Origin of the sequence: Mesorhizobium comanense, from assembly GCF_005503535.1 — a bacterium.
Classification (GTDB): domain Bacteria; phylum Pseudomonadota; class Alphaproteobacteria; order Rhizobiales; family Rhizobiaceae; genus Mesorhizobium; species Mesorhizobium comanense.
On the sequence record NZ_SCNN01000017.1, the window covers coordinates 65,529 to 77,878 of the forward strand.

General features: G+C 64.2%; 12 protein-coding genes. 3 read left to right on the plus strand and 9 right to left on the minus strand.

Going from position 1 to position 12,350, the window contains the following annotated elements; translation table 11 throughout:
- Positions 1–6: 6 nt before the first annotated feature.
- The gene (locus FFS37_RS24970) at positions 7–606 is read right to left on the minus strand and encodes a YdeI/OmpD-associated family protein (protein ID WP_137933633.1); all 600 of its coding nucleotides are present in this window, start codon (positions 604–606) and stop codon (positions 7–9) included.
- 446 nt (positions 607–1,052) lie between these two features.
- Complete coding sequence (locus tag FFS37_RS24975) at positions 1,053–1,958, minus strand: S1C family serine protease (RefSeq protein ID WP_137933634.1); 906 nt, start codon at positions 1,956–1,958, stop codon at positions 1,053–1,055.
- A 331-nt stretch (positions 1,959–2,289) separates the two neighbouring features.
- Here FFS37_RS24975 and yghU point away from each other — a divergent pair, with 331 nt between their 5' ends.
- Entirely contained in the window at positions 2,290–3,162 is an 873-nt protein-coding gene (gene yghU, locus FFS37_RS24980) for a glutathione-dependent disulfide-bond oxidoreductase (RefSeq protein ID WP_137933635.1), read from the plus strand.
- A gap of 214 nt (positions 3,163–3,376) precedes the next feature.
- Here the strand turns inward: yghU and FFS37_RS24985 are convergent, their stop codons facing one another.
- Both FFS37_RS24985 and FFS37_RS24990 read right to left on the minus strand, forming a co-directional pair.
- Positions 3,377–3,703: a DUF1236 domain-containing protein gene (locus FFS37_RS24985; protein ID WP_137933636.1), complete on the minus strand. Its 327-nt coding sequence runs from the start codon at positions 3,701–3,703 to the stop codon at positions 3,377–3,379.
- Between the two features lie 1,124 nt (positions 3,704–4,827).
- On the minus strand, positions 4,828–5,928 hold the full coding sequence (locus tag FFS37_RS24990) for a YadA-like family protein (RefSeq protein WP_137933637.1): 1,101 nt from the start codon (positions 5,926–5,928) through the stop codon (positions 4,828–4,830).
- 338 nt (positions 5,929–6,266) lie between these two features.
- Between FFS37_RS24990 and FFS37_RS24995 the strand changes: the two genes are divergently transcribed.
- Positions 6,267–7,403 (plus strand): helix-turn-helix transcriptional regulator, encoded by a 1,137-nt coding sequence (locus FFS37_RS24995; protein ID WP_137933638.1) that lies wholly within the window; start codon positions 6,267–6,269, stop codon positions 7,401–7,403.
- Between the two features lie 30 nt (positions 7,404–7,433).
- On the opposite strand, the gene FFS37_RS25000 is transcribed toward FFS37_RS24995, so the two are convergent.
- The gene (locus FFS37_RS25000) at positions 7,434–7,532 is read right to left on the minus strand and encodes a putative RiPP precursor (RefSeq protein ID WP_137933639.1); all 99 of its coding nucleotides are present in this window, start codon (positions 7,530–7,532) and stop codon (positions 7,434–7,436) included.
- 239 nt (positions 7,533–7,771) lie between these two features.
- On the opposite strand from FFS37_RS25000, the gene FFS37_RS25005 reads away from it, so the two are divergent.
- Positions 7,772–8,809, plus strand: coding sequence for a DUF535 family protein (locus FFS37_RS25005; RefSeq protein WP_137933640.1), 1,038 nt, complete (start codon positions 7,772–7,774; stop codon positions 8,807–8,809).
- 8 nt (positions 8,810–8,817) lie between these two features.
- Here the strand turns inward: FFS37_RS25005 and FFS37_RS25010 are convergent, their stop codons facing one another.
- The 4 genes from FFS37_RS25010 to FFS37_RS25025 all read right to left on the minus strand — a co-directional run bounded on the left by FFS37_RS25010 (position 8,818) and on the right by FFS37_RS25025 (position 12,277).
- Positions 8,818–9,510 (minus strand): GNAT family N-acetyltransferase, encoded by a 693-nt coding sequence (locus tag FFS37_RS25010; protein ID WP_137933641.1) that lies wholly within the window; start codon positions 9,508–9,510, stop codon positions 8,818–8,820.
- A gap of 115 nt (positions 9,511–9,625) precedes the next feature.
- Complete coding sequence (locus FFS37_RS25015) at positions 9,626–10,834, minus strand: amidohydrolase family protein (protein WP_137933642.1); 1,209 nt, start codon at positions 10,832–10,834, stop codon at positions 9,626–9,628.
- Positions 10,835–11,216: 382 nt separating this feature from the next.
- Positions 11,217–11,822, minus strand: a complete 606-nt coding sequence (locus FFS37_RS25020) for a mobile mystery protein B (RefSeq protein ID WP_137933643.1) — start codon at positions 11,820–11,822, stop codon at positions 11,217–11,219.
- Positions 11,819–12,277 carry a mobile mystery protein A gene (locus tag FFS37_RS25025; RefSeq protein ID WP_137933644.1) on the minus strand — a complete coding sequence of 153 codons (459 nt, stop codon included), beginning with the start codon at positions 12,275–12,277 and terminating at the stop codon, positions 11,819–11,821. The genes FFS37_RS25020 and FFS37_RS25025 overlap by 4 nt, the downstream gene beginning before the upstream one ends.
- Positions 12,278–12,350 lie beyond the last annotated feature (73 nt).

Consider the following 12,350-nt stretch of genomic DNA (forward strand, 5'->3'; position numbering starts at 1 on the left):
CTGCTTCTATTTCTTGCCCTGCGGATAGATCGTCTCGCCGCGCTTCAGCATCGCCACGAAGGTCTCGATCTTCTTCTTGCGGCCGGCCTCGGTCTTCATGTTGTGGGTGCGGAACGCCAGCGAGAAGCGGTTCTGCGCGCTGAGTTTTTCCAGCATCGCCTTTGCCGCCGGCTCGGCATCGATCGCCGCCTGCAGATCGTCGGGGATCTTCATCTCCTTGCCGCTGCCATAGGCACGTGCCCAGCGCCCGTCGGCCTTGGCCGCCTCGACCTGTTTCAGCCCATGTGCGGTCATGCGGCCCTCCTCGATGAGCCGCGCGACATTGTCGATGTTGATCTTGCTCCAGATGCTCTTCCTGCCGCGCGGCGTGTAGCGCTGCAAAAAGCTCTTGTCGTCCAGCCCCTTGCGCACCGCGTCGATCCAGCCGAAGCACAGCACGACGTCGATGGCCTCCTTGGGCGTGATCGATTTCAGCCCCGACCCGACCTTGTGCACCTTGATCCACACTTCGGTCTCCGTGGCATGGTTTTCGCCGAGCCAGGCATGGAAACTGGCCGGATCCGGGAATTCGCGGACCTTGTCGGGATCGACCTTGACCGGCGCCATCAGGCGGCCTGCCCGTTCGGAACCGTTATCGCTGGCGTCATTGTCATCCTGCCTCCGTCATCGCGCGATTCCCGGCATCATGGCATGGCCCGCTGTCAGTTTCCGTCAGCAGAGGGACGCGCTGCAAAGCCAGGGAACGCACCATAAATCGCCGTGTTGCGGCAAGAGCGCAACCGCTCCTTACGTCGCGTTCCTTCGCGCCCCCCTCTGTCCTGCCGGACATCTCCCCCACTTGGGGGGAGATCGAATATCGCCACGGCTTTCGCCAATCATCAACGTTAGAAAAGGCGCCATGGCCGAAGCTGCCAATCTCCCCCCTCGTGGGGGAGATGTCCGGCAGGACAGAGGGGGCGCTCAAGCGCAACTTGGCCAAACTTCAATGCGGCTGCGCGCCGCCGCGAGAAAGGTCCTGAGCAGTCTTGGATGCATCGCTGGCCAATGCAGCCCTATTGCAGCTGCGGCTTCTTCAGGAAACTGCCGCGGTCGGCGGATTTCACCCGCAGCCAGGTCTCGCGACCGTCGCGCACCACCCGCATCGGGATTTCGGCGCCGGCCGAACCGCTTTCCCAAAGCTTGCGGTAGAAATCGGCGAGCCCGTCGACGGCGCCGTCGCGCACTTCGGAGATGACATCGCCTTCGCGGAGACCAGCCTTGGCCGCCGGGCCGCCCTCGGTCACGCTCATCACCACCACCTTGCCGTCGCTTTCGGCAGACAGGGCGCCAAGCCACGGGCGTGGCGGCTTCGCCACCTGGCCGCGCGTGAGCAGATCGTCGAGGATCGGCGGCAAAAGGTCGATCGGCACCACCATGTTGATGTCGGCGACCTCGCCGGCGCGGCTCATCTGCAGGCGCAGCGAACCGATGCCGATCAGCGCGCCGTCGGCGTTGAACAGCGGCGCGCCGCCCCAGGACGGATGCGCCGGCGCGATGAAGATCGCCTCGTCGAGCAGATATTCCCAATAGCCGGCGAATTCCTGCTTGGTGACGATCTTGGCCGCGACCGCCCGGCCGATGCCGTCGGCGAGCACGACCGCGTCGCCGATCCTGGTCTTTCCGGCATCGCCCAGCGCCACCGCCGGCAGCCCGGTCGGCGCCAGCGCCTGCACAAGGCCGAAGCCCGATTCCTGGTCATAGGCCAGCGCGTGCGCGGGAATGACGCGACCGTCATGCGCGGTCAGCCACACCTCGTCGGCCTCGGTGATGAGATAGCCGATGGTCAGCACCAGCCCGTCGTCGCGGATGACGACGCCGCTGCCTTCCCTGAGCGTGCCCAGCGCGCCGGCGGTGAAGGCATCTTCGGGAACGGTGGCCCGCACGGCAACGACGGAGCGGGGATTGGGATTGACGGTCATGCTGCTTGTCCTGCGAATGCGGCTCTGTCGGTTTCTCTATAGGTATGCCGTTGAGAGGAGCGCGCAAGGGGTGGTGGCCTTCCCTTCTCCCCTTGTGGGAGAAGGTGGATCGGCGCGCAGCGCCGAGACGGATGAGGGGTGTTCCAGCGGAGTGAGGCGTTGGCGTTCCCTGGAACACCCCTCATCCGACCTCGCTTCGCGAGGCCACCTTCTCCCACAAGGGGAGAAGGAAGAGCCGACACCGACATTAGTTCAACGCAAGTTGAACTTTCCCCTCCGCAGCCCTAACTTCACACTGACCTGCCCACCTTCCCACCACCCGAGGCCCGATATGACCGACTACACCCCGCCGAAAGTATGGACCTGGAACAAGCCCAGTGGCGGCGCCTTTGCTAGCATCAACCGGCCGATCGCCGGACCGACGCATGACAAGGAACTGCCTGTCGGCAAGCACCCGCTGCAGCTCTATTCGCTGGCGACGCCCAATGGCGTCAAGGTGACGGTGATGCTGGAGGAGCTTCTGGCGCTTGGCCACGAGGGCGCGGAATATGACGCCTGGCTCATCCGCATCAACGATGGCGACCAGTTCGGCAGCGGCTTCGTCGAGGTCAATCCCAATTCCAAGATCCCCGCCTTGATGGATCGTAGCGGCAAGACCCCGGTGCGCGTCTTCGAATCCGGCTCGATCCTGGTCTACCTCGCCGAGAAATTCGGCGCCTTCCTGCCGGTCGAACAGCCGGCGCGCGCCGAGGTGCTTTCCTGGCTGTTCTGGCAGATGGGCTCCGCGCCCTATCTGGGCGGCGGCTTCGGCCATTTCTACGCCTATGCGCCCGAGAAGATCGAATACGCCATCGACCGCTTCTCGATGGAAACCAAGCGCCAGCTCGACGTGCTCGACCGCCGGCTTGCCGTGTCGGACTATCTCGGCGGCAAGGACTATTCGATCGCCGACATGGCGGTCTGGCCCTGGTATGGCGGGCTTGTGCTCGGCCGCATGTACAATGATTCCGCCGAGTTCCTGTCGGTGCATGAATACAAGCATGTCCAGCGCTGGGCCAAGGCCATCGACGAACGCCCCGCGGTGAAGCGTGGCCGCATGGTCAATCGCGCCTTCGGCGACCCGGCCATGCAGCTGCACGAACGCCACGACGCCAGCGATTTCGACACCAAGACGCAGGACAAGCTGGCCGCTGCCGCCGAATAGGGCTTTCGCGTCCACTCATCAAAAAGCCCGTCACGGCCGTAAGGCCATGGCGGGCTTTTTCTCGAGCCGATTGTTCGGCTTAGAGCAGTTCAGCGCTTCACGGAATCGTTGAACGGCTCCAACTCTTTGTTTTTACGCAATTCCCAAGGGGAAGCGCTTTGCGCTTCCCCGGGAAAACCGTTTCACACTTTTCCTGGAATTGCTCTAGCTGCGATCAGTGCAGAACCTCGACGATTTCATGCGTGTCGGGGTCCACCAGCACGGTCTGGTCGTTGATCACGGCGACGCGGTACTTGACGTTCGGAACCTCGCGCAGCACGACCTTGTCGGGAACCTGCGAGCCGAGCTTGAGCTCGACGCCGAGCAGGTTGACCGAGGCCAGCGGTTCCTTCTTCACGTATTCACGAACGACCGTTTCCTGCTCGGGCTGGACAACAATCTGATCGGCCGGTTTGACGACGACGACCTCGTCCGCCCAGGCCATTCCGAGCCCGCCCATGAGGATCACGGCAGCGGCAGCACCCGAAAGATAATGTTTCATAACAACCTCCATAGTGGCTAACTGAATTCCGCCCTGGCCAACAAAACCCGGATGACGCCGCGAGGTTCCGCCTCACCTTTTATATTGCTATAACACACAGGTTTATCCAACAATCGCGCGGTGTGTTCTTGGATTCTGTGGAATGTCGAAGTACATGGCGACGCATGGCGCGCCAATTTCCTTTGACGGCTGAATTATTTCGGAAAATTGCGTTCGAATCACTTCTGCGCTACGCGCGTCCGCCCAAGCGGCTTGCCATTGCCTTAGCGATAACTAACGTAATGTCGGTGCGCCCGTTCCCAACAAGTTTGCGCTCGATATGAAAAAGGCTCGTCCAGCCGGGAGCAGGACGAGCCTTCAGACTTGCCGGCGGAGGTGGCGGCCTCACCGGTCATAGGGCAAAACGCGGGCCTCGGCGCCTGGTTCCGCCGGTGCGGACGGATATCGCCCCACGATGCAACCATGTGCCCCAGGCGACGTTGTCGTCGGACCCCGCAGTGTGATCCAGCAGTCTAACGGCTCCCAGCGGGCAAATGGCCTCCAGCAAGGATGATTATCGCATGGCTCCCAGACCCTCCGTGACGAAACACCCTTTCACGCTGATGTTCGTCGTCATCGCGCTGATGGCGCCCTTTGCCGGCCTTGCCTGGCGCACGCGCGAATGGATGGGTTGGTAGTTTCCGGCGCCCGCGATCACAGTTGCGTCCTGGCCGCTGTAACCATGTCAAAATGCTGGGCCGGTATATCTCAATTGACTAAAATAGCGGAACGTCCAATGGACATTGCCGGAACCGAACGTGGCCCCTCGGACCTTTGAGCACCATCACCTAAGACCTTGGTCCTACAGGGAAACCGGGCGGTTCGATGACGGAGAACGGGCGTCTTGAAACGATACAGGAAGCCGCGCCGCTTGCAATGACGGATATCATCGTCCCCGGGAATCTCAGTTGGCCGGTTGCGCCCCATATCGCGGTGCGCCGCCCTTGAAATGCCGCCGGACGGCGTCGTCCTGCGCGCCCGTAGCCTTACAGTCTTCAAGCCCCTGGATTGGCTGCTGATCACGAATCTCTGGGCGTGGCCTTCCCCGGCCAAATTCCATGCCGCGGGATTAGCCGGCGCCGGCGCTACCAGGCGACCGTCACGCCGGCGCGGCCGCCGACAGTGTGATTGCTGGCGCCCACGCCGATGCCGCCGCTCAGGATGACATTCTCGCTGATACGGGCTTGCGCGCTGCCGGCAAAGGCGTTCTCGCCCTGGAACGTGCCCCAGTTCAGCGAGACGGCGTAGTTCTTGTCGCCGGGCAGGCCGCTGCCGGCCATCGCCAGCGCCATGGCCGTGCCCTCGAACGCCTTGTCGATCCTGCCGTTGGCGGCGCTCAGGCCGCTTTCCAGGCTGCCGACACGGCCATCCAGCAACGCGATATTGTTGGTGTTCGTGGCGATGTTCGCCGTGTTGGTGGCGATGTTGGCGGTGTTGACGGCAATGTTGGACGTATTGGTGGCGATATCGGCGGTGTTGGTGGTCACCCTGGAGTCGAGCGAGGAAATCTGCGTCGTGTGCAGGGCAATGTCGCTCTCATTGTTGGTGATGCGCGTTTCGTGGTTGGCCAGTTCGGTGGTGTGACCGCTCACCGTTCCTTGCAGCGCGCTGATGTCGGAACTGTTCTGCGCGACCGTCGCCGGCAGTGTCGACAGCGATGCGAAGTCGAACGTCGAGGCTGCCAGGTTTCCGGCGCTGTCCGTGGTCACCATGTAGGTGGTGCCCGACTGGTTACTTGTGCTGGCTGCGGAAGGAAGGCCGGCCAGCGTGTAGGTCGACTGACCGGTGCCGATCGCCACCTGGTCCGCCCGCGTCGTGGAGACGCCCTGGCCCAAAGCCGTGGACCCGTTGAAGCTGGCGGTAGCACCTTGGCCCACCGCCGTGGCGCCGGAGATCCCGACGCCTCCGGCTGAAGCGCCCTGACCAATCGCCGTCGTGCTGGTGCCAAACGTACTCGAATTATAGCCCAACGCCGTGTTGGATGCGCCATTGGCGCTGGCAGCCGCGCCGATCGCTGTGTTGCCGCCATTGCCGAAGGCGTGGGAATCGTTACCGAACGCACTGTTGGCCTGGCTGTCGCTTGCCACCGCGTTGACGCCGCAGGCATATGAGCTGTCGAGGCCGGACCCGTCGCCACAGTCGTCGGCAAAGGCTGACGTTCCTGAAAAAATCACGATACCGAGCACGAGCGATGAAGCCCTGAGCAGACATCGCATCTTCGTCGGGGATCCGGAAAAAAGGCCATCCCTCGAACCGCCAGCCGCCGACTCGCCCCGAGCCCCGTCACACCGCTTTGTCATCCGCAAACGCCCCCGCCTGATCGAACACAAGATTCGCAATCTGAAAGGACGCTAGCCTCCCTATCTCGCGGCGGCATCCACCAACTGGTGGATACGGCGCAGGTTGTTCCAATGTATCGGTGGCGGCGCGACGATTAACTCGGCGGCTTGATTGCGCAACCTAGCCAAGACAGCGCCACTATGCTGTATTTCCGTCATTCAGCGCTTTCGGGGGAGAGCAGATCTTGCCAGATGATTTTTCCGAACTCGCCGGCATGATCGGCACATTCTATGACGCCGTCATCGAGCCCGATCTCTGGCAGAAGGCGCTCGACGACGTCAGGCGCCATTTCGGCTTCCATCTGGGCGCGCTGTCGGTCATCGCCCTGCCAACCGGTTCGGGTGTGGTGCAGGTGACCACGAACATTCCGGACGGCTACCTCGCCGGGATGAGCGCCTACAATGACGACGTCATCCAGCTCTGGGGCGGTTTGGCCCGGATGGCCGAATTCCCGCTGGAGGAGCCGGTCCTGCAGTCGACGGTCACCGGCCCCGAAATCTGGAATGGAAACCGCTTCTACGAGGAATGGGTGCGGCCGCTCGGCCTCGTCGACCAGGTCGGCATCCTGCTGGCGCGAGACAGGACCATGGTCGGCAATCTCGGCCTCGGCCGCCACGAATCGGCGCCGCCGCTGACGGAGCGCGAGATGGACGGCCTGCGCCTGCTGGCGCCGCACCTGCGCCGCGCCGTCACCATCAGCCGGATTCTCGATGTCGCGACATCGGCCGCCACCACATTCGAGGCCGCGCTCGACGCGACGCGCTCGGCCGTGGTGCTGGTTGCCCAGGATATGGCGATCGTGCATGCCAACGCCGCCGCCAGGACCATGCTGGGCAATGGCGACCCGATATCGTCGGTGCGCGGAAAGCTCACCCTGCCGCGCGAGCTCGTGCCGAACCGGCTGCAGGCGGCCGTGCAGGCGGCGGCGCGCGCCGAGCAGGAACTCGGCCGGCGCGGCATCGGCATCGCCGCGAAATCGCGCGACGGCACGGCGCTCGCCGTGCAGGTGATGCCGCTGGAGAACCGCTCGCTGCGCGGCGGGCTCGACCGGCGCGCCGCTGTCGCGGTGCTCATCAGCGACGCCGCCGCGCCGCTGGAAATGCCGGCGGACGCCATGCGCCTTCTCTACGAGCTGACGCCGGCCGAACAGCGCGTGTTCGAACTGGTGGTGGCGGGAGAAAAGACGGCCGACATCGCCCGCACGCTGGGCGTGGCGCCAAGCACGGTGCGAAGCCATCTGTTGAAAGTGTTCGAGAAGACCGGTCGCCACACGCGTGGCGACCTGGTCAAGCTCAGCCGGGAAATCACCTTGCCGGGCTAGGCCGCATAAGGCGGCGCCAGCAGGGCCGGATCAGACGGGCACCTTGCCGTTCGACAGCGAGGGCGCCGCCGTGACAGCGGACAGTTTCTGGCGGCGAGCCAAAGTCGGCTTCTGATACGTCTTCTTCATTTCAGCCCCTTGCAATTGATGGCTCTTCGTTCGCCGGCGCGCCTCGCGCTGTCAATCCGTTCGTGGTGTCCAATGCCGCAAAGCCATCACTTGACGGTGCGGCGTTGCACAACCGACACGAAAACAAGGACCGGAACGCTTCGATAAGGCGCGCCGAGCCGATGTCAGACCCCGGTGTCGCAATGTCCGCGTAATCCTTCGCGGCTACCCCCCGCCCCATATTGACTGTGGGACATATCTTGACGACTGAAACAAGCGAGCGCGATCGGCTGCGGGACGCCGCCGCCGTGGTTGGCCAGGTCATGAGCCTGTGCGGGCGGCTGGGGCTGCGCCAATCCCGGATTTTCCTGAGCCGCTTCGCCTGCAAGCCGGTCAGCTACTACAAATGGTTTCGCTTCCTCATCGAATACCGGCGCCGTCATGGACTCGGCCGTCCCCATGACGATTTGCTGCGCAAGAAACCCTACAAGTTCCTCGCGCTCGGCCTTTCGGGCCATCGCGGCGTCGATCTCCTGGCCGGCCATTTCGAGCTGGCGGCGGCAGGCATGCCGCGCGACAGGCTGGAGGCCGCCTGGCGGGGAAGGCCGATGGATCTCGGCCTGGTCGGCGGGCGGCGCGATGCCTATGCACTCACCATGCGCCTGTCGGTCCATTCCGGCACCAGCCACGAAGGCGCCTTCTCGATAAAGCTGACGCGGCAGAGCGACCGGCTCGACCTGGTCAAGCTGAGCTTCATCCTCTACCCGCTGGATCAGGACGACGTTTCGTTGAATCGCCATCCTGATCCAACGCCCTCCTGGAGCATGAACTTTTCCGGAAAACCGGTTCCCGCTTTTCGCGATCCTGCTCCGGGTTGCAACCGCTACACGGTGGCGGTCGGCGGCCTGCAGGGCAGCCGCGAGGCGCGGGCCAAGCGCGCCGTCGTCGACGCCACGCGCGACATGTGCGGGCTGAGGCCGAAGGATGCGGCATTGCTGGTCATGGAAGGCATCGCCATCGGCGGCGGCGCCCATCATTTGCTCGGCGTCTCCGACGCCAGGCACACCATCAATTTCCGCGCCTCGGCCAAACGCGCCCGCAAGCGCGCCGACATGGACCAGTACTGGATCGACCGTGGTGGGCTCGAAGGCGGGGAATTCGGCTTCGCCATACCCTTGCGCAACCGCGAGATCACCGAACCGTTCAGCCGCCGCGATTTCTACAAGGCAGAGTTCCTGGAGATCGGCAAGGGCCTGTTCGCACGGTCAGCCGATCCGGCCACGCCGGGCGCTGCGTAACCTAGCGCCTAAGCGGCTGCCCGGATCTCCTGCAACGACCTGATCTGGCGGCCCTCGGAGAAATTGTCTGGAGACAGCCAGGCCCGGAAGGCCGCGTCCGCCAGCGTCCACTCGCGCGCCAGCATCGAATACATGCAGATGTCGCGCGCCTTGCCTTTCAGAACCAGGCCATCGCGCAATATGCCCTCGAAGGCAAAACCCAGCCGGTCGGCCGCCCGCCGGGATTTCGCGTTGTCCGTGGTGCAGGTCCATTCCAGGCGCCGGTAGCCGAGATCGTCGAAGACATGCCGCATGATCAGGTAGAGCGCCTCGCTTGCGGCGACGGTCCGCTGCAGCGCGGGCGCGAAGAGCACATAGCCCAGTTCGATCACCCGATGCGCGGGCCTGGCCTCCATCAGGCACAGCCAGCCTGCCGGCGCGCCGCCCGCCGTCCTGCGCAGCGTCAGTATCACGCGCGAGGGGTCGTTCAGCAGTTCGCCGACGTGGGCCCGGAAAGACTCCACCCCGTCGAAGGGCCCTATCTTCATCTCGGCCCAGATCTGGTCGCACTCCTCCGCATGGGTAAGCTCGAAAATACCGTCGGCGTCCTCGAGCTGGAGCGGCGCAAGCCCGACATGGCTTCCCGTAAGCATCACCGCCCCCGGCTTGCCGGCGCTCCCCGCCTCATGCGACAGCCTCTTCCAGGCCTCCTGCCCCGCCATTCCGCGCCCCCCTCCGGCCGATATCCACCTGCCTTGCCCGCCTCAAACCTCTCACGGTCTTTGTCTCCAGGCAATTCCATCCACGGCCTCGGACACCGCCCTGCCGGGCCCCGTCTCAGCCCAGCATGCTGCCGTCCCGCGCCACCGCCCTGCCCGCCCGGTAGACAGTGCGCGCCTTCGGCACCGCCACCACCGCCTCCGGCACATGTTCGGCCCGCATGGCCACGAAATCCGCCTTGGCGCCGACCGCGATGCCGTAGCCTTCCAGCCCAAGCGCCCTGGCGCCGGCATCAGTCACCACATCGAAGGCTGCTTCGAGCTCGTGGTCCTCGTAGAAGCCGGAGCGGTAACCGATCATGTTGGCCCGGTTCAGCATGTCGCCATCGCCATAGGGCCACCAGGAATCGCGGATGTTGTCGGAACCGCTGAACACGGTGACGCCGGCGCGCCTCAATGCCGCCACCGGCGGGAAAGCATGGTTGCCCGGCGCATTGGTCATGATCGCAACGCCGGCGTCCGCCAGCATCTCGCCGGCCTTCTCCAACGCGTCGGCGGCAATGTCGCCCAGCCCATAGGCATGGCTGACCGCGACATGGCCCTGCATGCCGAGCGCCTTTGTCCGCGCCGCGATCTCCTCGACCTCGAACAGACCGAGCAGGCCGCCATCATGCAGGTGGATGTCGACGCCGGCGCCGTGCTTGTGCGCCAGGCCGAACACCACGTCGAGATGCCCCTTCACGTCGCGGTCGAAGCTCGCGGGGTCGAGCCCGCCGATCAGGTCGCAGCCGAGTTTCAGCGCCTCGTCCAGAAGCTCCGGCGTGCCGGGCGACGACAGGATGCCGCTCTGCGGGAAGGCGACGAGCTGGATGTCGATCAGCGCGCGGTATTTTTCGCGCACCGCCAGGATGGTCTCGATGTGTTTCAGCCCGACCGAACCGTCGACCATGACATGGCTGCGCATGGCGAGGCTGCCATGGCCGACGCAAAGCTCGAGCTGGTTTTTCGCGCGCTCCGCCATCGGCGCCGCGGCGGCAAGGCTGCGCGCCTGGAAAGCGACCCGCTCGCGCACGTCGAAGCCGTCCGTGCAGGGAATGTGCGGCCGCCAGGCATCGCCGTAGAACGAGGTGTCGAGATGGATGTGGCCCTCGACAAAGGCCGGCACGACGAGCTCGCCGGCAAGGTCGATCGTGGCGGCGTCGATAACGGCCGAGGCCTCCTTGACCGGCGTGATCGCGCTGAAGCGGCCATCGCTGACGGTAAGATCGGCCAGCGAGCCATCGGGCAGTCTGGCGTTGGCAAAGCGGGTGTCGGAAGGAGCAGTCATGGCATCACCATCATGGGGTTATCGCCAAGGGGCTAATCATGCGCGGCGCGGGACCGTCAACACGGCAACTGATGGAAACAGTTTCAGGCCAGACCACGGCACAATGCCGAAAATCGTGTCCGAACAACGCTGTGCGGCGGGTTGATGACTCTGGACGGCAGGCTTTTGGTCTCGCGTCACCGTTCGCCGCGCGGCTCCAGTCACGCGGACCGCCATATCGGAAAATGGACCAGCGCGGCTCCCGGCTATTCCGCTTTCGCGGAAGTTCGGCCCGTCCGGCAATATGCGATGGTCTGGTCGCGGCGGTACGAGCCGCCCTGGTTGACGCGGGCGCCAAGCCATCCCAACAATGCGCCCCCCGCGTCCGCGTCGGCCATGGCAGTCACGCCTTGCCCGTCAGTCCGGCAAAGGCCAGCAACGGGCCGAAGTCGTGGAGATCGGCCGCTCTCAGCGCCGAAATATATGCTGCCCGCCTCTCATTCATCTTCATCAGGTCCGCGCCGGCGGTCCAGTCGATCGGCTCGGCACCGTAAACCTTGTCGAGCATCGCGTCCGCCAGGATTCTGCCATGGCGCCCATTGCCGTTCGCGAACGGGTGGATGAAAACGACCCTGTGATGAAGCCGCACGGCCGCTTCTCCAGGCGCATAGATGCCGTGATCCGTCCAGTACAACGCATCGTCCAGGGCCGCTCGCAACCGCATGCCGATCTGCGCCGGATCGACGCCGATGTTCTTGCCGATCCTCCTGAAGGTTCCGGCCCAGGTCCAAACCTCGCCGAACAGCCTCCGATGCAGCTCTACGGCAAAACCGTGGGTGAGGACGTCTTTCCTTCGCGTACGCGAAAGCCACAGCAGGCCGGAGGTGATGTTGGCCTGCTCCAATTCGTCGAGCTCGGCCTGGGTCTTGATATGCCTGTGCCTCAATCCGCCGAATTCGTTGGGGTCAAGTGGTGTCGCGCCCTCGGGATAGACGGACGCAATCGTCATTTGTCACGCCAGAAATCGGCCGGCATATCGTGGATCAGCGTGCTTGTCAGACGGGCCACCTCTCTGTCCGTCCCGCTACCGGTTACCGCCTGATCTTCGAGCGCCATGTGCTTGCCGGCGGTGGCAACGATCGCCTCGGCCTTCCGGCGTGCCTGTGCGGCAATGATCGCATCGATGGAATCGGACGGCACGAATGCGTAAACGAAGCGGCATCCCATCGCCTCGGCCGTTGCCCGCATCGACTTCAGGGTGACGCCGCCTTCCAGCTCGGCCTGTTCGGCCTGGGCAATGCGGGCGCGGGTCACGCCCATGCGGGCCGCAAGCTGGGCGCCGGACATGCCGAGCGCCTTGCGCACAGTCCTTATCCAGCCTTCCCCGGGCATCTGGAACGTGCCGCCCCGGGCGAGTTCCACTATGGCCTGATACTGGTGGCGAACGGTTTGCTTAACACTCATTGTAAACTCATATATCGACAAATCACGATGTTTTGTAAATTCATACCTATACAAATTCGGAAGAAATGTCAAC

What these genes read in the sequence shown, in the direction of transcription:
- FFS37_RS25025 (WP_137933644.1), bottom strand. Translation starts at nt 12,277, where the DNA reads ATGAGTGTTAAGCAAACCGTTCGCCACCAGTATCAGGCCATAGTGGAA.
- FFS37_RS24970 (WP_137933633.1), bottom strand. Translation starts at nt 606, where the DNA reads ATGGCGCCGGTCAAGGTCGATCCCGACAAGGTCCGCGAATTCCCGGAT.
- FFS37_RS25015 (WP_137933642.1), bottom strand. Translation starts at nt 10,834, where the DNA reads ATGACTGCTCCTTCCGACACCCGCTTTGCCAACGCCAGACTGCCCGAT.
- FFS37_RS25000 (WP_137933639.1), bottom strand. Translation starts at nt 7,532, where the DNA reads ATGAAGAAGACGTATCAGAAGCCGACTTTGGCTCGCCGCCAGAAACTG.
- yghU (WP_137933635.1), top strand. Translation starts at nt 2,290, where the DNA reads ATGACCGACTACACCCCGCCGAAAGTATGGACCTGGAACAAGCCCAGT.
- FFS37_RS25020 (WP_137933643.1), bottom strand. Translation starts at nt 11,822, where the DNA reads ATGACGATTGCGTCCGTCTATCCCGAGGGCGCGACACCACTTGACCCC.
- FFS37_RS25010 (WP_137933641.1), bottom strand. Translation starts at nt 9,510, where the DNA reads ATGGCGGGGCAGGAGGCCTGGAAGAGGCTGTCGCATGAGGCGGGGAGC.
- FFS37_RS24975 (WP_137933634.1), bottom strand. Translation starts at nt 1,958, where the DNA reads ATGACCGTCAATCCCAATCCCCGCTCCGTCGTTGCCGTGCGGGCCACC.
- FFS37_RS24985 (WP_137933636.1), bottom strand. Translation starts at nt 3,703, where the DNA reads ATGAAACATTATCTTTCGGGTGCTGCCGCTGCCGTGATCCTCATGGGC.